Source organism: Aliivibrio thorii, from assembly GCF_057368585.1.
In genome coordinates this window covers 1,429,556-1,452,070 of the sequence record NZ_CM170655.1, presented here as the reverse complement: position 1 = coordinate 1,452,070, position 22,515 = coordinate 1,429,556, and the positions used below count along the sequence as shown (strand labels likewise).

The window sequence follows — 22,515 nt, the reverse complement described above, 5'->3', positions numbered from 1 at the left end:
AAGTGAAAATTATTATTAAGGGAAAGATTATGATCACCACACTAGTAAATACCAATTTAATTAAACTTAATTTAGATGCGACGACGAAAGATGGCGTATTTTCTGAGTTAGCTGATATGTTATTAAAAAATAACCGTATCGATAATAAAGAAAACTTTTTAGTTGGTATTTATGAGCGTGAAGCTCAATGTACAACGTCTGATATGGGTATTGCTTATCCTCATACTAAAAATGCCGCGGTTATTGAACCTGCTATTGCGATTGGCGTATCAAAAACGGCGATTGAATACGGTGCTGATGATGACCAACCAACGGTATTCTTCATGATTGCCTCACCAGAAAGCGGCGATCACCACATTTATGCACTACAAGCGTTATTTGAAAAATTCGGAGATGACCTAATTGCAGATATGCAAAAAGCGACAACCGAGCAAGACATTCTAGATTTACTGATTAATTAATACCAATCGTAGTAAATAACTGGTCATCCTAGCTGGTTAAAAGACTTGATAACTGCGTTAGAATTTTTGATTGTAGAATAACTACTTATCGAAAAATTCTGCCTTGTTTTCAAGCCTTTTTCCTTCGCTATTTCTGAACACTTACTTACTGTGATTGGCATAACTTTTAGTTTTACTCACTTTTAGGATTACTTTTATGTCAACGATGACTGCAACAACTCAACCATCTGGTGATTGGAAACAAACACTATCCAAATTAAAAGGCCACTTGCTTTTTGGTACATCTCATATGCTTCCTTTCGTAGTTGCGGGTGGGGTGCTATTAGCACTTGCTGTAATGGCTACAGGTAAAGGTGCGGTTCCAGATACTGGTATTCTTGCGGATATTTCTACTATCGCGATTAAAGGTCTTGTGCTTTTCCCAATCATTTTGGGTGGCTTTATTGGTTATTCAATTGCAGACAAACCAGCATTAGCGCCAGCATTTATTGCGTCAGGCATTATGGCTGATTTAGGTGGTGGTTTCCTTGGTTGTATCGTTGCAGGTTTTATTGCCGGTGGTGTGGTTCTTCAACTTAAGAGACTGCCTATCCCTGCACATTTAAGCGCACTAGGCGTTTACTTTATCTACCCTCTTGTTGGTACGCTAGTTTCTGCGGGTATCGTAATGTGGGGCCTAGGTGCTGCTATCTCTTCATTCATGATTGCAATGAACGAATTCTTAGCATCAATGGCGGGTTCTTCTAAAGCGGTTCTTGGTGCGATTCTTGGTGGTATGACGGCGTTTGATATGGGTGGCCCAATCAACAAAGTAGCAACGCTATTTGCTCAAACACAAGTAAATACACAACCATGGCTAATGGGTGGTGTTGGTATCGCGATTTGTACTCCACCACTAGGTATGGCTCTTGCAACATTCATGTTTAAGAAGAAATTCTCTAAAGAAGAACAAGAAGCAGGTAAAGCAGCAGCAATCATGGGTTCAATTGGTATCTCTGAAGGCGCTATCCCATTTGCAGCAAATGACCCAATGCGTGTGCTTCCATCTATCGTAATCGGCGGTATGGTTGGTTGTGTATTCGGTTTCATGACTGATGTATTGCTTCATGCACCTTGGGGCGGCTTAATTACAGCACCTGTCTCTAGCAACATCCCTATGTATGTAGTGGGTATTGCGCTTGGTTCACTAACAACAGCACTTATCGTTGGTTTCTGGAAACCAGTGGTTGTAGAAGATGAAACAGCGGCAGTAGCACCTGTACAAGCTCAATCGGCACCAGTTGCTGGCGAAGGTGAGTACGATGTTCTAGCGGTTACATGTTGTCCTTCAGGTGTAGCACACACGTTCATGGCAGCAAAAGCACTAGAGAAAGCAGGCGCAGCAGCAGGCATTAAGATTAAAGTCGAAACACAAGGCTCTAACGGCTTAGTGAACAAATTGACAGCAAAAGATGTTGCCAACGCTAAGTTCATCATCCTTGCTCATGATATTCCAGTAAAAGAATCAGATCGTTTCGCTAACATTCGTCAAGTTGAATGTTCAACGAAAGAAGCAATGAAAAACGCATTAACTCTTATCCAAGCTTAAGTTTCAACCTGAACGTTAGGGGAGTCGCAAGGCTCCCCATTCTAAAGACCGTTTTGCTATTAATCTTCACAAAGGTTAATACCAAAATTATCAAAGGGCAGTCTTTATTTCCCTTTAAACTTTAGAATAAAAGGTATAATAATGAAGTTTAAACGCAGTGTACTCTCGCTTGCAGTATTTATTGGTATAGTAGGCATTACTGGATGTACTGAAGAAACCACTAACATTACAAATGTTACGGAAGCCAATCCAAATACATCAATTCCAACGAAGCCTCTAGAACCAAGTATCCCAGCAACACCTATTGAAGTCGATTTATCATTAAACCAATTTGTTAATCCAATGATTGGTACTGCTGAAAGTGGTCACACTTTCCCTGGGGCGGTAGTGCCTGCTGGTATGGTTCAGTTATCACCAGATACATTCGTTGGTTCTAATATTGACCATGAATCAGGATTGAACCCTTGGCATTCGGCATCTGGTTATTGGGATTCTTCAGATTATTCTGATACAGGCGTTATCGTAGATAAAGACGTTCCTATTTATGGCTTTTCACACACTCATTTATCTGGAACAGGGGCAACAGACTTAGGAGATATATTAGTACTACCTTACAGCGATATGCGTAACAATTTAATTAACTCGTTTGATAAATCAAGCGAAACAGCGACAGTTGGCTACTATAAAACGACCTTAAATGAAGGAAATATTGATGTTGAGTTAACCACAACAAAACGTGTTGGCTTGCATCGTTATACCTTTGAAAAAGGCACAGAGCGTAATATTAAGTTTGATTTAGGGCATACGCTATTGAATAACAATGGCGAAACACTAAGCAGTAAAATTGAGATCATTGATGATTACACCATTCGTGGTCGTAAAACGTCGACAGGTTGGTTTCAAGGGCAAGATCACCAAGGACAAGATATCTTTTTCTATGCCAAATTTAATGAGCCCGTGGCTAGGGCTTTATTAGGTACTGAAGAGAATGAACCAACGGGTGAGATGCGCCAAAATTATGTATACAAAGGAAGTGATATAACGGCTTACCTTAACTTTGGTAAAGGTGATAAAGCGATTGAAGTTCGTGTTGCTATCTCACCTGTGAATTGGCATGGAGCACAAAAAAACTTAGAAGCAGAAGCTATGGTATATGACTTCGCTAAAGTGAAAGAAAGTGCGGAATATGCTTGGGCAGAAAAATTATCGAAAGTAAAAGTCGAGGGTGGCTCTGATGCGGAGAAGACAAACTTCTATACTGGTCTTTACCACGCAATGATCGCTCCGATTGAATTGTATGATGTCGATGGGAAATACGTCGACATGCTAGGTACGATCAGAACCTTAGAAAAAGGTGATACGCCAAACTATTCGATTTATTCAACATGGGACACATTCCGTGCAGTGCATCCATTATGGACAATTATTGACCCTAAGCAAGCGACGTTATATGTCGAGGATTTAATTCGTAAGTCCAATGATGAGTTTGGAATGCTTCCAAAGTGGGAAGGGCATGGTTCTGAAACGGGAACTATGATTGGTTATCCATCAACAGCGATTCTCGGTGACGCAGTAACAAAAGGATTAGTTGATGCGCAAACAGCGTTAGATGCATCTATCAAATCTGCTCGTTATCGTCCACACGACTTCCCTCAAATTAGTGATGGGATCTTAACATCTCTAATGGCAGGGCAACTGAATTATCATGAAAAAGAGCAGTGTGTACGGGCTCCTAATTGGAACTCAGTATCATACTCATTAGAATTTTCTTTTTATGACTGGACTATTGCTGAGATGGCAAAAGCCGCTGGTGATGACGCTACTTATAATGAATTTAAAGAACGTTCTTATAATTCGTTGAAACATTGGGATTCAAGTGTCGGTTTCTTTGTTCCGACAGAGTTGAAGGAGGGAGATCCATGTGCCTTTAAATATTCAACAGAAGCTTTTGACCCATATAAAGCGGATCCACTCTATTTCACCGAAGGTAATGCATGGCAGTGGCAATGGTCATTTATGCAGGATCTTAACAAGTTAACAGAAGTTATGGGTGGAACAAGTGGGTTGAATGAAAAGCTGAATAACTTGTTCGCTGCCGACTCGGACAGTGGTGACCAGCATCAGGATATGACAGGTTACATTGGGCAGTATATTCATGGTAATGAACCGTCACATCATGTTATTTATTTATATCAGAGAACTGAAGAATCATACAAAACTCAGGAATATTTAGACAAAGTATACAAAGAATTCTACACCCCAACGCCGGATGGAATTATTGGTAATGAGGATGTTGGACAGATGTCGGCGTGGTACATCATGTCAGCGTTGGGTTTTTATCAGATTTCACCAACTGACCCAACTTACACTATTGGACGACCTATCTTTACTAGAGCGACGATTAACTTCGGTTCAGGTGTATTCACGATGGTGGCGGAAAATAATAGTGCTGAAAATATGTACGTTAAATCAGTCACTATTAATAATAAATCGCTGAATGAATTTAATACGTTTGAGCATGCAGAAATTAAAGCTGGCGGAGAGTTACGCTTTGTGATGACAAGTGATAAATCACAAGCAATGAAAGCAAACCTACCTAAGTAATACTACCTATATTAGATAAGGGGTCTCGGCCCCTTTAATAGCAGAGAAAAATCAAAATGAAATTCAAACGGAATTTATTATCCATTGCTGTGTTCATGGGAATGGTTGCTTTAACTGGCTGTAATGATGACTCTTCTAGTTCAGCGACAAACCCGAATACCTCTATTCCAACAACACCGATAGACCCAAACATTCCAACAGATACGGTACTAAAATATGTAAACACACTGATTGGAACAAAAGGTCTTGGTAACGTAAACCCGTCGCCAGTTATGCCTGAGGGGATGATTCAGCCTTCTCCTGATAATTATGATCCTAATGGCTTTAGCGGTAAAGGCTCCCCATCTGAATATGATCCTTCTAATAAATACCTTTCAGGCTTCACAATGACCCACATTTCAGGTGCTGGTAAAGGTGATTTGAATGATTTCGCATTTTTACCGTATTCAGATTTTAATACCGACGCTCCAACAATGAACAAAGAAACTGAAACCGCTGAAGTTGGTTACTATTCTGTTGAATTGATTGAAACGGGTGTAAAGGCAGAGCTTACCGCAACAGATCGCGTTGCGTTTCAACGATTCACGTTTAACAAAGGCGGTGAGCGTAAAGTTCGTATTGATTTGCAACATGAACTGTTAGAGCAATATGGTAACCATTCTCGTAATATTTATTATAAGCGTATTAGCGATACAACCGTTGTCGGTGCAAGGACCTCTAATGAGTGGGGGCAATGGCAAACAGTATTCTTTGTGGCTGAGTTTTCAGAACCAATCATAGAAGAAAATTTATACGCAAAACTCGCATCTGAAAGTAAATTAAAACCGGTTGATGCGACTGAAATAGGTCTTGCTGACTATCGTGGTTATGCGGAACATAAACAAATGCCAGGAGAGCCCGCACCAGAAGCGTCTCGTTTAGCAAATCGAGCAAATGATATAATGACTCATCTGAACTTTGGCTCTGGTAATGAAGCGATTACAGTTAAAGTGGCCATTTCAGGTACGAGTATCGATGGTGCAATTAAAAACTTAGACGCGGATAAAAACGAATTTGATTTTGATTCCGTTGTCGTAAAAAATCGTCAGGCGTGGATAGATGTTCTTGGCGAATTTGAACTTGAAGGCGGTAAAACAGCAGATAAAACGATGTTTTTTACATCACTTTATCGTACTTTTGTCGCTCCCTTTGTTTATCAAGATGTTGATGGCAAATATCGTGGTATGGATGGCAAAGTTCATCAAGCAGAAGGTGGGTTTACTAATTTATCGGTTTATTCAATGTGGGACACGTTCCGTGCGGCACATCCATTAAAAACTATTATCGATAAAGACCGTTCAATTGATTATGCCCGTGATTTAATTAATAAGTTTAAAACGGGTGGGGTGCTTCCTAAGTGGGAACTTCATTCAGATTATACGGGAGAAATGGTGGGCTACCCTGCGGTGTCTGTTATTGCAGATATCATGGTTAAGTACCCCGAATCCTTTACTCAGGCTGAATTTGAATTGGCGCTGAACGCGGCTGATGTTTCTGCGAATTTTGATGAATCCATTACTAATAGTTGGGTTCCTTACAAAGATGCATGGAATGGAGATAAGCGATTTACAGTGATGACTCGCCATGGTGAATACGCCGAAACTCTGGGGTATGTTCCTGCTAATGTTAAATGGAATGCAGGTGAAACGAATAAACCAGCGTATGCCGAAGGCTTAAAAGCAGATAAATATGACGAGTTGGTGAATGAGTCGGTCGCGTATGGCTTAGAGAATGCGTACTACGATTGGACGATTGCACAAATCGCACAATTAGCGGGCAATGACGAAATGTTTGATCGTTATATGAAGCGCTCTGAAACATTCAAAAATTATTTCGATTATAACCCTGATTATTACGGAAAAATGGAGGGCAAAGACAAACAAAGCTTAGGTGCTACCGGATTTATGCGTCCATTGTATCAAGTGTCAGGTTCTGCTGAACCTGAGTTTGCGAATAATCTAAGTAGTGAGTGTTTGGATGAAAATCTGACGTTATCTATTCCTGAGGGTAAAAATTACGACTGGTGTAAAGACCGTAAGAATTTAGTTCAAGGCGATAGCTTTTGGCCTTATCGTGCAGAACATCGTGGAGAGGACTTTACAGAAGGTAACCCATGGCAATGGACATGGTTCGCTCCTCAAAACTTAAATGGTCTTGCTAACGTTATGGCGGGTGAAGTGATAAAACGTACGGACTATACCTTACCAGAGCAAATGACAGAACAGGGGAAAGCTGCATTCTTAGCTAATTTAAATGCCTTATTTAATGCGGATTCAAATGCGGACACCACTCAGTCTCATGATATGTCCGGTTTCATTGGGCAGTTTGTTATGGGGAATGAGCCTGATCATCATGTTCCTTATCTGTATAACTGGACATCAGAGCCATGGAAAACTCAAGAATACGTAAATCAAGCGATGAATGAATTCTATCATCCAACTCAAGAAGGTTTGATTGGTAATGAAGATGTAGGCCAAATGTCTGCTTGGTACATTATGTCGGTACTCGGTTTCTATCAAGTCACACCAGCAGATCCTACATATACGATTGGACGACCAATTTTCGATAAAGCAGTCATTCCTGTTGGGGGGGATGGTTCTTTTACTATCACATCAACGAACAATTCTGAAGAAAATATTTACGTTAAGAGTGCCACGATTAACGGTAACGCTCTTGGTCCAAATCTATCGTTTAACCACCGTGATTTAAAAGATGGTGGTGTCCTTCATTTCGTAATGACGAATGATAAATCTCAAGCTTTGAAAGCGAATTAATTTACATCCTAATAATTAAGGGGAGAGATCCCCTTTTAACTTAAAAATAAAGGCACAAAATGAAATTTAAACGGAATTTATTATCTATTGCTGTGTTACTGGGAATGATTGGGTTAACTGGTTGTAATGAAGAAACCGTTAATCATAATTATGATGGAAGTACTGAAATCGCACCGCCAACCGTTAATCCTGATGATGAAAAACCAGTATGTCCACCGGGTGATGAAGAGTGTGATGATAAACCAAGTACTGAAAATCCAGTGATAGATATGGGTGTTCATGAACCTGTTGATTTTGATGATATGGATATTACTCGTCATGTTAATCCATTCATTGGTACTGGTAATTTAGGGAATAACTATCCAGGGGCAACGACTCCTCATGGTATGGTTCAATTATCCCCAAATAACGGTGCTAATGGCTGGGAATATATTTCTGGATATTATTACCATGACGCACGTACGTCTGGTTTTTCTCATACCCATTTATCGGGTGCGGGTGCAGGCGATTTAAATGACATTCTTGTTATGCCGATCAATACTCGCTCTGATTATATGTTAAATGAAGGCTCTCCAACGCTGAACCTTGAGGCATCTCGTTTTCAGCACAAAGATGAGCAAGCAACCGCGGGTTATTACAAAGTTGATCTTATTGATTATGACATTAAAGCTGAGTTAACCGCGTCGGACAGGGTCGGCGTTCATCGTTATACGTTCCCACGAGACGATCGTTCAGAAATTATTGTGAATACTGGTTTTAAAATCAACTGGGATTATACGTCAGACTCTTACCTAAAATGGGATAAAGAAAATAATCGTTTAGAGGGACATCGTTTCTCCGATGGTTGGGCTGCAAACCAAAAAGAATTTTTTGTTATGGAGTTCGATCAACCCATTAAAAATATTCGCTTTGCTTACTACGACAAACTGACGAAACAATACATTGATGCACCAGCTGATATGACAGAGATTGGTGGTGTAACTCTCGGTAAATATCAATATGCACGTGCATATGTTGAGTTTGATACATCGAAATCAGGCTTAACCGTTGAAGCAAAACTGGCATTATCAAACGTTGAGATTGGTGAAGGTGGTAAAACAGGGGCATCACTGAATATGAGTGAAGTTGCTGGAATGAACTTTGATCAGGTTCGTCAAGCGGCTACAAAACTTTGGGAAGATGAACTGGGTAAAATCCGTGTAGAAGGTGATGAAGCTTATAAACAGACGTTCTACACCGCATTATACCGTTCTTACTCTGGCCAAACGATGCTATCTGATTTAGATGGTCGTTATCGTCAAACACATCAAGGTCGTAATGCTTATCCTGATGGAAATACGCCGTGGGGCGATAAAATTGATACTTTAAAAGAATCGATTCGAATTGCTGATGCAAACAAAGATGGTAAAGCAGATTATATTCGTTACGATACGTTCTCGCTTTGGGATACTTATCGCTCAGTTCAACCGTTAGCCTCTATCACTGAACCTGCTCGTATCGCCGACATGGTACTTTCAATGTTGTCTTATGCAGAAGAAGAATGGACTAATGATAAAGGTGAAACTAAGCGTGGTCGTTTACCTGAGTGGACATTTAAAGGTAATGAAACTGGCATGATGATGGGAATGCATTCGACACCGATCATTTATGATGCATTATCTAAAGGGTATTTAGATACTCGAATGATTTATTTAGGGTTTACTGATACAGAGCGTCAAGGTGTAAAAGAACGCTTAGTTCAAGCAATGATTACCGACGCTCGTGCTGTTTCAAGTCAAGGTGTTGCTTGGATTAAGGAGTATGAAACACAAGGGTATGTTCCTGCGCAATTGCATGATACGCCGCCAGATTCATACGGGTCTCATTCACCATTTAAAGACGCATGGACAGCATCGTATTCATTAGAATATTCAATGAATGATTGGAATATTGCAAAATCCATCGCACTTGTTTTAGGGGAAGATTCTCCTGAATACAAAGAGTTTGCGGATCGCTCTAATAATTGGCAAGCACAGTTTGATTTTGGTGGCTCTAAATATCAAGGTTGGTTTAAAGCTCGTGATTATGACGGTAAATTTATTGATTCAAATTGGACTGATCCAATAACAGGTAAAGCGATTGGTAAAGATTGGCGACCTGATATGTTTAACTGGTCATTTTCTGAATCGAATGGTTGGCAGTATTCGTTCAGTGTTCAGCATGATATTAATGGCCTTGTTGATTTAATGACTGAATTTGAGCAATCAACCTTAGGCCCTGAAGGTGTGGCTAAGCGAGGTGAGTTATTTGCTGAACGTTTAGATGAATATTTTAGTACTTATCCTGATCGTAATGCCGGGGATAATCAATTTCCTGTTTTTAATACTGGTAACCTTGGGCAGCATGTTCAAGGTAATGAACCAGATATTCATGTCCCTTATTTATACAACTATGTAGCTCAACCGTGGAAAACACAAGCAGCGGTTGCAGCAGCAACAAACGTTTGTTACGACAATACTGCAGATGGGATCTGTGGTAATGATGATTTTGGTACACTGTCATCATGGTTTGTGTTTCGAGCTTTAGGTTTCTTCCCTGTGAATTCATCGTCAGGTATTTATGAAATAGGTACTCCGATGTTTGAACGTGCTTCGATAGCAGTCGATAATGGACAACAATTTACCGTTATCGCTAAAGAGGTAAGCCGAGAAAATATCTTTATTCAATCGGCGTCACTTAATGGTAGAGACTTTAATAAAACGTATTTAACTCATGCTGAGATTATGCAGGGTGGAGAGATAGAGTTTTTAATGAGTGATAAACCAAGTAAACGTTGGGGAGCTAATATTGCAACTGATACACCACCAGATTTAGGTATTGGTGAGTTCTTACATACTGCTGAGTTACCACAAGGTTCTCGCTAATTTAGTTTGCAGTGTATTTATATAATATAAAGCCTCTTAATTTTCCTAAGAGGTTTTTTATTTTTAGTGCTAAATATAATAATTGGGTCCTAGTAAACTAAGTTTTCAATCTATTTGGATAATAAAAGCTCAAAAAACGAATAATAAAGGCTATGTTTAATATATTATGAATAGAGTTTATGTATAAACTAGTTAAGAACATAAAATTAGTGTTGTTTTCAAAGTTTCTATACTGTGTTCTTCGGTGAATATTTAAAGGTAAGGGCAGTAAATTGTTAGAGGATAGTATTCGTAATTACATTGTAGATAAATTGAGTGCATTAGATATTAATAGTGACCCCTATGGTATGGAACTTACTGTGGTATTTGTGCTCGTTGTCATTGGTGTTTCTGTGATGGGAGATCTTATTACTCGTCACATAATTGCTCGGACAATAAGGAATGTATTACACCGTACTAATGAGCCACTAGGTGAGAGTTTTTCTAAGTACAAGGTGCTTGAGAAGCTTACTTTTCTGGTGCCTATTATGATACTGAATTTATTGATACCGCTTGCTCTTGAGAATTATGCGGTGATTTCAGGTATTGTTGATAAAGCCTTAAGTATTACAATTCTTGTTGTCTTTATTTGGATGCTTTTTTCATTACTTGATGCATTAAATGATCTTGCTACGATTAAAGGCATAACTCGCCGAATGCCAATTAAGAGTTTCGTTCAACTTATCAAGTTATTTACCTTCTTTGTCGGTCTTGTGGTATCCATGTCAATACTGGCTAACGAATCACCGGTTATTTTCTTGAGTGGCTTAGGGGTTGCGACTGGTTTTGTGATGCTCGTATTTAAAGATACTATTCTAGGCTTTGTCGCTGGTATTCAGCTTTCAGCAAACCGAATGATTACGCTAAACGATTGGATTGAAATGGATTCGTTTAAAGCCAATGGCTCAGTTGAAGAGATTTCATTAACGACAGTAAAAGTTAGAAATTTTGATAATACAGTCAGTATGATCCCAGCTTATGCTTTGGTTCAAAATGCTTTTATTAATTGGCAGGGAATGTCCGATTCTGGCGGTAGACGCATTAAACGCTCTGTTTATATTGACGTTAATTCGATTCGCTTTATGACAGATGATGAGATTGAATCACTAAAAAATATTCGAATTCTGCGTGAATACTTATTTGAGAAATCAAAAGAAATAAATACGTTTAATGAAGAGTTGGATGATATTCCTCATGCCGGTAATGTTCGACAAATGACTAATGTCGGTATTTTCCGTGCTTATTTGGCAGCTTATTTACGTACTAATAAAGATATTCATTCTTATATGATGTTCATGGTGCGCCAGCTAGAGCCAACCCCTGAGGGCTTGCCATTACAAATCTATGCGTTTACCAATAATACAGATTGGGTATTTTACGAAGGAGTACAAGCAGACATTTTTGATCATATATACTCTATTATGCCACTGTTTGATTTACGCCCTTATCAAGCCCTTAGTGGTTATGATGCATTACGTATTGGAAAGTAAATCTTAGGATTCTAATTAAGGTTGTGATTTTATAGCCTTAATAATATCTATTTCATAAAGTTAACAGATAAAAAAAGCCCCAGCATTTCTGCTAGGGCTTAGAATGTGGTGGAGGGATAGGGATTTGAACCCTAGAACCGCTATTAACGGTTGCCGGTTTTCAAGACCGGTGCTTTCGACCACTCAGCCATCCCTCCAATGCCGCGTATAATAGGGTGTTGCTCTTGTCTTGTAAACCCTTAAATGCATTAAAACTGACTGTTTGGTTCATTATTCTACTATTCTTGTTGTTTTTCTTTATGTTAAGTCTATTTTTAACCTAAAAAATATGAATAAAACATTTCGATACATATGAATAACCGTCATTTGTTCCTTATATATCAAAGCTATTCATTTTAAATTTATTTTTTATTCTGTTTTTTGTTAACGTTTAGCTCTTTCTGTATGAAACTTTTATTTATCTTGTTTTTAAATTGTTTTTTTTCACTGTTCTTCTGTGAGGCTTATATGAAGCTTTGGTTGCCTACGCTTTAGACAACAGTTTAAACCTAAGCTTGAACTTTCCTAAGATAATCCAATGTACCTGCAAAGTACGCTGGATTTTTTATAGCGTAACTTACTCTAGGGGAACCAATACTATTTTGCTACAATCGGCGAAAATTTTTAGTACTTAAAGGTTCATCATGTCATTTGCTTCACTAGGGTTATCTGAACAGCTTCTTAATACCGTTTCGGAATTAGGTTTTAAAGAAGCGACACCAATTCAGCAGCAGGCTATTCCTCTCGTATTACAAGGACATGATGTACTTGCAGGAGCACAAACAGGCACAGGTAAAACGGCTGCTTTTGGTTTACCGCTTATCCAGCGCTTGGTTGAAAACCCAGAGAGCCGCACTCAAAATTCAAAAGTGATTCGTAGTTTAATTTTGACTCCAACACGCGAATTAGCTCAGCAAGTATTTGAGAGCTTGGTTAGCTATATTAAGTATACAGAGATTAAAGTTGTTGTTGCTTATGGCGGCACAAGTATTAATGTTCAAAAAGATAACCTAGTAGGAGGCGCAGATATCCTAGTTGCTACGCCTGGCCGTTTATTAGATTTAGTTCATATTAATACGATTACTTTGAATAAAGCAGAGTACTTGGTATTAGATGAAGCTGATCGCATGTTAGATATGGGCTTTATTCCGGATATTAAAAAGATCCTACGCAAGATGCCAGCTGAGCATCAAACCCTATTTTTCTCAGCGACGTTCAGCAAAAAAGTAAGAGAAATTGCTTACTATATGCTGCATAAACCAAAAGAAGTGCAAGTTACGCCAACAAATAGTACTGCTGATACAGTTGAGCAAATGGTATATCCAGTAGATAAGCACCGTAAAAGTGAATTATTAGCTTACCTGATAGGCTCTCGTAACTGGCAACAAGTCCTTGTGTTTACAAAAACAAAACAAGGCTCTGATGAATTAGTGAAAGAACTTAAAAAAGACGGTATAAAAGCGGCGTCTATTAACGGTGATAAGAGTCAAGGGGCTCGTTTACGTGCATTAGAAGAGTTTAAAACGGGTAAAGTTCGTGCGTTAATTGCAACAGATATTGCAGCTCGTGGTTTGGATATTGAGCAGCTAGAATGTGTCATTAACTATGAACTTCCATTTAAAGCGGAAGATTACGTTCATCGTATTGGTCGTACAGGTCGAGCAGGTTGCACCGGTAAAGCTATTTCATTAATGAGTTCAAATGAAGAGTATTTATTGCAAGCAATTGAAACTCTGTTAGAGACTCGTTTACCGCAAGAGTGGTTAAAAGGATATGAACCGGATCCAAATGCACGAGTAATAAAAGAAGACCATTCACGTCAAAGTCGTGGTCGTTCTGCTGATAAAAGAAAAATGAAAGCGAAAATGAAAGTTCATGCAAATCGTGGAAAAAATAAGCGTTAAATTGATTTGTATTCAACTGTAGATTAAAAGTTTGACTGGTCAGCTTAATGATTTAATCTGGCCATTATCGATCTTGTTTATCAATCCTTCTTACTTATTCTTCCTTTTTATACCAATTTAAACGTTAAATCTGTGAGGTTGGTTGTGATTTAATCTAATTTAACGCTAAATCTGACTTGACAAATTGTTATGTAAATTAGTGTAAAGTTAAGTTGAATGTCTCAGTGTGAGGCGTATCATGCCGAAAAAAGCTGAAGCCACTTTTGGATTCTTTCCCTTCAGTATTGGAGTCTTTATGTCGCAAAGAGCACTTTCTGTACTTTGCTTATTGTTTTTATCTTATTCCTCTTCTTTATTTGCAGAATCTTTTACTTTACCCATTTGGAAAGAAGAGGCAGAAGCCAAGGGTTATACTTTACCTGAAGCTTTTGGTCTTAATGTTAGCTACATGAAACAAACTCAAGATATTTCGGTTGATAGTATAGGTTTTACTGGGAAATTACCTATCCTAGGAGACCTTAATAACTTAGTTGATGTTCAAGCTGGTGCAGGTGAGCAAATGAGTGAAGTTCTTACATTACGTGGTGATGTTTGGCTATTTCCTTTTTTGAACCTCTATGGAATCGTTGGTCAGTTAAAAGGCTACTCAGAAACGACAATTCAAGTTTCAACTGGTTTAGGCTTTATTGATAAAAAGATTAAGCCAAGGCAATTTCGTCTTGATCTCAATGGTACACTTTATGGAGCAGGTTTTGTCTTAGCTGGTGGTTATAAAGATGTATTTGCGCTAGCGGATGCTAGTTATACTGAAACTGAGTTAAATGTTATTGATGGTACAATTAGTTCGATTGTGATCTCACCACGCGTAGGTTATGACTTTACCCGTATGGGAACACCACTTCGTGTGTGGGTTGGAGCAATGTATCAAGATGTTGAACAGTCACTATCTGGGAATTTAACGGATATCGGTTTAAGTGGCAACTTAGGAAGTCTGGTCGGAAAAGTTGATGATGGTCGCTTTAATGTGGAGCAGCATCTTGTAACTCCTTGGAATACCTTACTGGGTATGCAATATAAACTTGATGATGGCTTATATTTGTTAGGTGAAGCAGGTCTTGGTAAACGTAAAAGCCTTTTCTTCACTGTTGATATGCGATTTTAAATCATGAAGTTAGTAAACTTATTGGTAATTGTACTATTAAGTAGTTATGCATTCTCGATCTCAGCTAAAGAAAACCCCCAAAGTTGGGTGGACTTTTCTAGAAGAATTAGGTTCTTCTGAAGATATCGATGTCAGTAAGGGGATAGATTGGACTGTGCTGCCTGGTCCCTTTGCTAACCCTGAGCAAGGTTTTGGTATTGGTATTGCGGCTGTAGGCTTATATTCACCTCTTGATAATAAAGACAGCGCTCCGTTATCTACTATCAATATTACCGGTTATGGATCTACTTCAGGTTCTTATGGTGTAGGTGTTAATAACCGAACTTATTTTGAAAATGATGATCTACGATTATTAGTTCAAGCCAAAGCAAGTCACACTCCTGAGTATTATTGGGGAGTTGGTAAGAATGCAGCAGAGACTGACCGTAATAAAACTCTTGTCGAAGCGTAAATTCTCGGTTTTACACCAAGAATTGCTTATCAATTTTTACCAAATACTTACTTTCTTCTTGGTGTTGATATGGAAAGCTATCGGAAGCTTTCATCTGACACATCGCTGCTTACACAAGATGAACTTAGCGATACATTTTTAAGTGCCTCCACAGTAAGCCTTGAGTATGACAGCCGTGATTTTGAATTGAATGCATATAAAGGCATGTTGTTCAGTGTTAATTGGAATGCTTATCGAGCTGAGTTTGGCTCTGATCATGACTTTGATAAAGTCACCATCAATTATCGTCAATACCATAAAATATTACCTAATACTGTTTTGGCGTGGGAAGTCTTTGCTGAAAATGTACAAGGTGATATCCCTTGGTTCGCATTCTCCTCTTTAGGCAGTGATAAGCGTATGAGAGGGTATTATTCTGGTCAATATCGAGATAATAGTCAGCTATCAGGACAAATAGAAATTCGTCAACAATTTAATCAACGGCATGGAATGGTCGTATGGGTTGGCGGTGGCAATGTTGCAGACTCTTACCAAGAACTATTTGATAGTAAATGGTTACCGACATATGGGATTGGCTACCGTTTTGCGTTTAAACCAAGAGTTAATGTAAGACTGGATTATGGATTAGGAAAAGATAGCCAAGCGGTATATTTTCAAATTAATGAAGCGTTTTAGAGGATATTTATATGAAGAGTAAAATAGCTTCCATCGTCATCAGTAGTCTTTTATGTGGTGTATCTTTATCTGTTTTTGCTGATGCCCCTGTTGGTGTGAGGCCATGTTGTGCTTTTGGGACAAACTTACAGACGGAAGTCGGGGGGATCCCCGTTCCTTTTGTTTCAGTAGAAAACGTACTCAATATAGATGATCTCGGAGACCATATCTATAATGATGGCAGTCAAGGAGTTGCAAGTAGCTTAATGGGCTTTGGCGATGAAAGTAATGGAATCTTTTATTCTGAAAAAGGTGGTTTTTTAGATTCTGCTCATATTAGAGATACGGCTGATTTTACTTATTATCTTTATGGTAAGTTCTATAAGCATTTAGGAATAGATTTTAAAGTGACACTGTCACCTGAGTTGAAAGCTCGTATTATACAACTGCATTCAACCTCTCAAGAATACACTCAAATTGAACGAGAAAAGATCAGTATTGAACTTGCTGCGTTAACGTCTTATCGTTTAGCTCAATGGCATGAAATTGCTCAATGGTTTGGCATGGAGTCGGTAGGTGGCTTTAAAGAGTATGCTTCTGCGTTCTCACCTGAAGATCTGTATTCAAATATGTTGGGGGCTCTCTTAGCTAGTGATGTGATTAGTGCTAATCCAAATTTAGATAAAGATGCATTTTCTACCGCAATGACTAAAGCAATAAAAACAAAATTTATTGAGTTGGGTGTAGGCACAAAAGAAGAGTCTAAAGCCCAAATAAAAAAAATGGATGGAGTGTTGTGGGACAGTTCTAAGCGTCTACCAAACAAATGGGTTGTGATTCATAGAGAATACCATTTAGGGACAGACTTACAGCCAAATGGCTTTAAAGGTGAAATGGAAGAGAGTGTTTCAACTGAGTACGAAGCATTAGCCACCTTTATGTTAATGCCAAATGAAAATGATAAAGATTTCTCAGCGTTACCTGATTCACTAAAAAACAAACCTTATTGGACTCCGAGTGATTTTCAACAGATCGCTGATTTTGCTAAATCGCATGATGATGAAGAGTTAGCGAAAAAATAACGTTTATGAATTAAAATCATCAGTAATAAAAAGCCCCGAAAAAGCACTTTAAGGTAAAGTCTTATTTGGGGCTTTTTATCTTTTATTGATTATACTTTTGCTTTGTTTGATTTTGGAATAGTACCGAATTTTTCAGTACTAAATCCTTTCACTAAGCTTACACACATTATTAGAAGAATGAAGGTAAATGGTAAGGCAGTTGATACCGTACCTGCTTGTAACGCTTGCATTGCCTCTGTGCCACCAACCCATAATAATACCGCAGCGATAGAGCCTTGAACCGTCGCCCAGAAAATACGCTGAGGAACAGGAGCATCAACCTTTCCACCAGCAGTGATACTATCGATAACTAATGAGCCAGAGTCAGATGACGTTACAAAGAACACCATAATAAGAACGATTGAGATAACAGATAGGGCAGTACTCATTGGTAATGCGTCATACATGTTAAATAGTGCCATAGTAATGTCATTTAAGCCATTTTCGCCAAGTTCACCAACTTTGTTTTTTACTTGTTCAATCGCAATACCACCAAAAGCAGACATCCATAGAGCTGTCGCTAATGTTGGGATAATCATTACAGAAATCAAGAACTGGCGAACAGTACGACCTTTAGAAACACGAGCAATGAACATACCTACGAATGGTGACCAAGAGATCCACCAAGCCCAATAAAATACAGTCCAACCATGCATCCAAGTTTCATCTTCACGACCGTGAGGGTTACTTAGAGGAATAATATTCTCAATATAGCCTGTCACAGTTAAAGGTAAGGTACTCATTACATCAGAGAAACCGATTACGATAATGAATAGAAGTAATGCAACAGCAACCAGCATGTTTACGTTACTTAGTAGCTTTACACCACCATCGATACCACGAATAACAGAGATCATCGCAAGCATAGTAACGAAAATAATCACGCCAATTTGCATGTTTATACCGCCGTTAGTACCAAACACATGATTGATGCCACCTGCTGCTTGTTGAGCCCCTAAACCAAGAGAGGTTGCAAGACCAAATAGTGTTGCTAGAACAGTCATGATGTCAATGATGTGACCAAACCAGCCCCATGTTCTATCTCCTAAAATAGGATAGAAAACAGAACGCATGGATAAAGGTAAGCCTTTGTTAAAAGTGAAGAATGCTAAAGATAAAGCGACTAAACCATATATTGCCCATGGGTGAATACCCCAGTGATACATGGTTCCGCCTAGAGCCAGTTTTTTAGCTTCTTCGGTAAAAGGCTCCACATCTAAAGGAGTACCATACCAGTCTGTGTAGTAAGCAAGAGGCTCAGCAACACCGTAAAACATCAAACCAATACCCATGCCAGCAGCAAAAAGCATTGCCATCCATGAAATTGTTGAGTGTTCTGGTTTTGCACTGTCACCACCAATTCGGATTTTACCAAACGGTGAAACAATTAACGCTAAGCAGAAAACTAAGAAGATATTACTAGACCACATAAATAAACCATCAAAGTTATCAATGATTTGTAATTTTATGCCGTCAAGAAGGGATTTTGCTTCTGCTGGGTCCATAATAAGAAGCACAGTTAAAAATAAAATAATAGCGCCAGCACTAATACCAAAAACTTGGTTGTGTATATCAAAACCCCATTTTTGGATATTATCTTGGCCTACTTCATAATCAGTACTGTCAATGCTGTACTTATCCGTAGTACTCATGCGTGTCCTCACATAATATATATGATAGCTCCATTCGGAGTCTACCTAGATACTGTCACATTCCTGTAACAGCTTTTTTCGCGAAGATAATATCAGAGTTAAGAAAAAAAGAATATATTTTTTGATTGGGTTTGACATCTAAAAAAACGCCTTAAAACAGTGTCTTAAGGCGTTGTATTTTGGATTTGTGTGATTGGATATTTAATGGTCAAGGTATAAGAAATTCTGCCAAGACTTCATACGGATTAATACCTTACGCATAATTGATACGTGCTCAAAGCTGTCTGAATACACTGAAATTTCTGCATTAGAACCTGCAGGAAGGTGAAATTCAGATACGTCATCAGTTAATTTTAATTTAACTAAGGCTCTACCATTAGTTTGAATAGCATTTGTACCTAATAAAGCACCTGAAGCTTGAATTTGTCCCTCACCAATGGCGGGAATAACTTCAACAACTTCACCTTCAAATACTCGACCAGGAATAGCACGAAATAAAAATTCAGCTTTAAATCCTGCTTGTAAGCGTTGTAGAGAGTTTTGACGAAATGCACCGACATAGTATTGATCTTCTGTATGTACAAATGTCATTACAGGGCGGAGAGGGAGGGGAACTGCCATCATGCCTGGACGAAGTGCCATTTGAGTTACATATCCATCAGTTGGTGCTCGTACGATGGTTTCATCAAGGTTGAATTGTGCTTGCTCTAATTCTGCACGCATGCGAGCAACTGTCGTGTTCTCTCCATTAATTTCAGACTCTAACGCCAGCTTAGCTTGTTGTTCTTGGGCTTGAACGGACTCAACGGTTGCTTGAGTTGCTTTATAAGTTTGTTCGCGAGTATCTAATTGTTGGGCAGTAAAAGCGCCTTTCTTAAAGCCTTTTTCATAACGTTTAAATTCACGGTAGGCCTTGTCTTTATCGGCTATAGCTTTAATGGTGTTTGCTTGAGCTGCTTTATAAATAGACTCTAATTGAAGGGCTGCTTGTTCTGCTTCATTTAATGCAGCTTGTTTACGAATGACTTCTGCTTTAAAAGGAATTGGATCAATCTTAAAAAGTATTTCGCCTTTTTCAAGAGGTTGATTGGCTTCGATGTTAACTTCGATTACTTTTCCTTTAACACTTGGGACAATTGGCGTAGTGACATAAAACTGTCCGCCAAATTGAGTAAAAGGGTGGTTATAATTCATTAATAAAACAAGCGTGCCAACAAGAACAACACCACCTAACCCGGCGGTAGGGACCGTCCATTTATTGAGAGGGATATTAAAGATTTTGAATACAGCGATACATAATGCGGTGTAAGTAAGGATAAGCAATAAATCCATTATACTTGCTCCTCTTTCGTTGGTTTCTGGGGTGATTGTTTTACTTGATTTACTTCCATTTGAGAGATTTTTTCTGTCAGTAATTCAATTTGATCATTAAGGTGATTGACTCGAGTTTGAAGCTCTAATTGATTGTTTTCAATTTTATGAAAGCCCCAACCGCGATCTTCACGCCATAATGTTGCCCAAATCCAAAGGAAAGGCCATAAAACATGTAATGTGAACAAGCTAACCCAGCCTGCAATATGAATTGCATCTGAATGTGGATGGTCACGCTTATGAGCTATCTCATAGGGGATATCGTGAATGACAATAATTCCGTAAAAAATAACCAATGCAACAAACACTAACAAGCCAAGAGCAAAATAATCTAAAAACATAAACGTATCCTTGTGTATAACTAAGAAATTTAACAAACTACCTATTTTTTAATAACTTGAGTGTGACATCGGTTAAGTTAATACGCAAGATATAATCTAAAATTGAAACCAAAAAAAAGCCGATATAACATTAGCTAAAAAGTTATATCGGCTGATTTTTAGAAAAAATTATTTATTGGCTAACACAATTCCGCCCGCCGTCTTTAGCTCGGTACAGTGCTTTATCGGAGGCTTTGATCACTTCTTGCGGTTTCTTATATTCTGTATTATCAGCAACGCCAATACTTATGGTTACATTCACGACTTTGGTCTTGTTTGTTTTTCCTCGTTTTGCTTCCCCTTCCTTTTTATCCTTAGGTCGGGTATTTGTATCTCGAATGATTAAATCATAATCTGCTATGTCTTCACGCAGCTCTTCTAAGTATTCTAAGCTTTGCTCTGCAGTTTTACCTTTAAATAATACTGTGAACTCTTCACCACCATAGCGGTAAACTTTTGCATTACCACCAGTTTGAGCCATGATACTAGCAACCAATTTTAAGACGTCATCACCAGTATCGTGCCCATAACTGTCATTGAATTTTTTGAAGTGATCGACATCCAGCATTGCAATTGTATAACGACGGCCAAGATGTTTCATTTCAGATTCAAGCGCTCGACGGCCAGGGATCCCCGTTAATTGATCGATGAATGCTAATTCATGACTTGCAGAAATAATATAAAGAAGCAGTAGTAATCCTGCGATAGAAAACATAGTGCTTGAAATAAAATCAACGCTGAATAAAGCAAAGGTTAGCGATGAATAAAGCAAGCAAGTATAAGACGCTAAATCAGTGTTGTTATTACGCGTTAGAACAAAAATGGCAGACAGCCCACACATAACTAAACTGTAAAGAAAGATAATAATAGGAAGTGGAGATACTTCTGGGATATTGAGTAAATAGGTTTCCCAAATTTCAGTCATATCATTATCAGCAAAATGAGAGACAATAATCCAACACCAGATCAACATAAATAGAAGAATACCTAAGTAGCCGGCACCATATTTTGAGAAAATACGACGTTCAGGAAAAATAAATGTTGCCATCATTGAAATAGGTAATAAGAAAGCGGTTAAGGTAAATTCAATACGAGCATTGCCATAGGAAAGTGGAACTTGCAAACGCTCTTGGATGATCCAGTAGGCAATAGCCATAGTTATGGCTATCATCCCAATTCGGCCTTGATTGAAAGGCTGGCTTAACAGTAATACAATTGATAGTACGATGTATGGAAGTATGTATGAAAATCCCTTGTTTTCAGAAGATAATTGGATAATGCCATCCATACCCGTGATTACAGAAACAACGATAATGATAGGCAATAACAGCTTAAATAATGGATGACTCAGAAGGCTAAAAGACATTGTTTTTTAACGAATCCTAATTAATCTAAAAAAAGAAAGAGTTTGTCACTGAATTACTAGGACAAGACGTTATTCTATCAATAACATAGCTCTATTCATACGTTTGCTATGACACTTAATGCATTTAATAACAATAAGGCATCTTTATGGAATCAAACATTCATAACTATATGGAAGTTCTGGTTGGAAAGCGGTTTATTGAACGTGATTTCCACCAGAACTATACAAATGATCAAATCACAGATATGAAGTGCATTAGTTTAAATCAACTCCCTACACTTTATATTCGTTATAGCTTAGATATGTTAGCGGCCACATCTCAGAAAAAATTAATGCAATATGATGAAATGGTTGCAGCAGCAGTTGAAAATGCAGAAAAGATGGTTGTAAATGACAGAAGACAGCGTGATGATAACTTTGAAGATATTGTCGTTTATGCAGCGAAAGATCGTTTTGTACTAGAAGATGAAGAACTGCCATTTGCTGGTGAAATTAAACTGGATTAAAAAATCCCACA

General features: G+C 38.4%; 14 protein-coding genes, 1 tRNA gene and 1 pseudogene. 11 read left to right on the top strand and 5 right to left on the bottom strand.

The features are described 5' to 3' along the window. Positions 1–29 precede the first annotated feature (29 nt). The 6 genes from AC2IP4_RS20680 (at position 30) to AC2IP4_RS20655 (ending at position 11,898) form a co-directional block, all read left to right on the top strand. Positions 30–461: a PTS sugar transporter subunit IIA gene (locus AC2IP4_RS20680; protein WP_375320411.1), complete on the top strand. Its 432-nt coding sequence runs from the start codon at positions 30–32 to the stop codon at positions 459–461. A 196-nt stretch (positions 462–657) separates the two neighbouring features. After that, positions 658–2,049, top strand: a complete 1,392-nt coding sequence (locus tag AC2IP4_RS20675; protein ID WP_105056154.1) for a PTS fructose transporter subunit IIBC — start codon at positions 658–660, stop codon at positions 2,047–2,049. A gap of 141 nt (positions 2,050–2,190) precedes the next feature. Then, a complete protein-coding gene (locus tag AC2IP4_RS20670) occupies positions 2,191–4,653 on the top strand; it encodes a GH92 family glycosyl hydrolase (protein ID WP_375320412.1) in 2,463 nt (820 codons plus the stop codon). 56 nt (positions 4,654–4,709) lie between these two features. Then, positions 4,710–7,466, top strand: a complete 2,757-nt coding sequence (locus AC2IP4_RS20665; RefSeq protein ID WP_375320413.1) for a GH92 family glycosyl hydrolase — start codon at positions 4,710–4,712, stop codon at positions 7,464–7,466. Between the two features lie 59 nt (positions 7,467–7,525). Beyond that, positions 7,526–10,369 (top strand): GH92 family glycosyl hydrolase, encoded by a 2,844-nt coding sequence (locus AC2IP4_RS20660; RefSeq protein WP_375320414.1) that lies wholly within the window; start codon positions 7,526–7,528, stop codon positions 10,367–10,369. Positions 10,370–10,641: 272 nt separating this feature from the next. Beyond that, positions 10,642–11,898, top strand: coding sequence for a mechanosensitive ion channel family protein (locus tag AC2IP4_RS20655; protein ID WP_375320415.1), 1,257 nt, complete (start codon positions 10,642–10,644; stop codon positions 11,896–11,898). Positions 11,899–12,004: 106 nt separating this feature from the next. Here AC2IP4_RS20655 and AC2IP4_RS20650 read toward each other — a convergent pair. Beyond that, positions 12,005–12,095: transfer RNA gene (locus AC2IP4_RS20650), tRNA-Ser, on the bottom strand. Between the two features lie 486 nt (positions 12,096–12,581). On the opposite strand from AC2IP4_RS20650, the gene AC2IP4_RS20645 reads away from it, so the two are divergent. The 4 genes and pseudogenes from AC2IP4_RS20645 (at position 12,582) to AC2IP4_RS20630 (ending at position 17,190) form a co-directional block, all read left to right on the top strand. Beyond that, positions 12,582–13,841, top strand: a complete 1,260-nt coding sequence (locus tag AC2IP4_RS20645) for a DEAD/DEAH box helicase (RefSeq protein ID WP_375320416.1) — start codon at positions 12,582–12,584, stop codon at positions 13,839–13,841. Between the two features lie 295 nt (positions 13,842–14,136). Beyond that, the gene (locus AC2IP4_RS20640) at positions 14,137–15,003 is read left to right on the top strand and encodes a TonB-dependent receptor (protein WP_486307584.1); all 867 of its coding nucleotides are present in this window, start codon (positions 14,137–14,139) and stop codon (positions 15,001–15,003) included. A 3-nt stretch (positions 15,004–15,006) separates the two neighbouring features. Next, a pseudogene (locus AC2IP4_RS20635) lies at positions 15,007–16,129 on the top strand (BamA/TamA family outer membrane protein). Positions 16,130–16,140: 11 nt separating this feature from the next. After that, the gene (locus tag AC2IP4_RS20630; protein WP_486307583.1) at positions 16,141–17,190 is read left to right on the top strand and encodes a DUF4056 domain-containing protein; all 1,050 of its coding nucleotides are present in this window, start codon (positions 16,141–16,143) and stop codon (positions 17,188–17,190) included. 89 nt (positions 17,191–17,279) lie between these two features. Here AC2IP4_RS20630 and AC2IP4_RS20625 read toward each other — a convergent pair whose 3' ends face one another. The 4 genes from AC2IP4_RS20625 to AC2IP4_RS20610 all read right to left on the bottom strand — a co-directional run bounded on the left by AC2IP4_RS20625 (position 17,280) and on the right by AC2IP4_RS20610 (position 21,998). Then, positions 17,280–18,881: a BCCT family transporter gene (locus tag AC2IP4_RS20625; protein ID WP_375320419.1), complete on the bottom strand. Its 1,602-nt coding sequence runs from the start codon at positions 18,879–18,881 to the stop codon at positions 17,280–17,282. Positions 18,882–19,082: 201 nt separating this feature from the next. Then, positions 19,083–20,213: an HlyD family secretion protein gene (locus AC2IP4_RS20620; protein ID WP_486310970.1), complete on the bottom strand. Its 1,131-nt coding sequence runs from the start codon at positions 20,211–20,213 to the stop codon at positions 19,083–19,085. Further along, on the bottom strand, positions 20,213–20,593 hold the full coding sequence (locus AC2IP4_RS20615; protein WP_375320420.1) for a DUF3302 domain-containing protein: 381 nt from the start codon (positions 20,591–20,593) through the stop codon (positions 20,213–20,215). Before AC2IP4_RS20615 ends, AC2IP4_RS20620 begins: the two co-directional genes overlap by 1 nt. 172 nt (positions 20,594–20,765) lie before the next feature. Continuing rightward, positions 20,766–21,998, bottom strand: a complete 1,233-nt coding sequence (locus AC2IP4_RS20610; protein WP_375320421.1) for a GGDEF domain-containing protein — start codon at positions 21,996–21,998, stop codon at positions 20,766–20,768. A gap of 146 nt (positions 21,999–22,144) precedes the next feature. Here AC2IP4_RS20610 and AC2IP4_RS20605 point away from each other — a divergent pair, with 146 nt between their 5' ends. Beyond that, positions 22,145–22,504 carry a late competence development ComFB family protein gene (locus tag AC2IP4_RS20605; RefSeq protein WP_375320422.1) on the top strand — a complete coding sequence of 120 codons (360 nt, stop codon included), beginning with the start codon at positions 22,145–22,147 and terminating at the stop codon, positions 22,502–22,504. The last annotated feature ends 11 nt before the right edge of the window (positions 22,505–22,515 follow it).

Excerpts from the sequence above, each read along its gene's own strand:
- AC2IP4_RS20680 (WP_375320411.1), top strand. The coding sequence starts at position 30 with ATGATCACCACACTAGTAAATACCAATTTAATTAAACTTAATTTAGAT.
- AC2IP4_RS20675 (WP_105056154.1), top strand. The coding sequence starts at position 658 with ATGTCAACGATGACTGCAACAACTCAACCATCTGGTGATTGGAAACAA.
- AC2IP4_RS20670 (WP_375320412.1), top strand. The coding sequence starts at position 2,191 with ATGAAGTTTAAACGCAGTGTACTCTCGCTTGCAGTATTTATTGGTATA.
- AC2IP4_RS20665 (WP_375320413.1), top strand. The coding sequence starts at position 4,710 with ATGAAATTCAAACGGAATTTATTATCCATTGCTGTGTTCATGGGAATG.
- AC2IP4_RS20660 (WP_375320414.1), top strand. The coding sequence starts at position 7,526 with ATGAAATTTAAACGGAATTTATTATCTATTGCTGTGTTACTGGGAATG.
- AC2IP4_RS20645 (WP_375320416.1), top strand. The coding sequence starts at position 12,582 with ATGTCATTTGCTTCACTAGGGTTATCTGAACAGCTTCTTAATACCGTT.
- AC2IP4_RS20640 (WP_486307584.1), top strand. The coding sequence starts at position 14,137 with ATGTCGCAAAGAGCACTTTCTGTACTTTGCTTATTGTTTTTATCTTAT.
- AC2IP4_RS20630 (WP_486307583.1), top strand. The coding sequence starts at position 16,141 with ATGAAGAGTAAAATAGCTTCCATCGTCATCAGTAGTCTTTTATGTGGT.
- AC2IP4_RS20625 (WP_375320419.1), bottom strand. The coding sequence starts at position 18,881 with ATGAGTACTACGGATAAGTACAGCATTGACAGTACTGATTATGAAGTA.
- AC2IP4_RS20620 (WP_486310970.1), bottom strand. The coding sequence starts at position 20,213 with ATGGATTTATTGCTTATCCTTACTTACACCGCATTATGTATCGCTGTA.
- AC2IP4_RS20615 (WP_375320420.1), bottom strand. The coding sequence starts at position 20,593 with ATGTTTTTAGATTATTTTGCTCTTGGCTTGTTAGTGTTTGTTGCATTG.
- AC2IP4_RS20610 (WP_375320421.1), bottom strand. The coding sequence starts at position 21,998 with ATGTCTTTTAGCCTTCTGAGTCATCCATTATTTAAGCTGTTATTGCCT.
- AC2IP4_RS20605 (WP_375320422.1), top strand. The coding sequence starts at position 22,145 with ATGGAATCAAACATTCATAACTATATGGAAGTTCTGGTTGGAAAGCGG.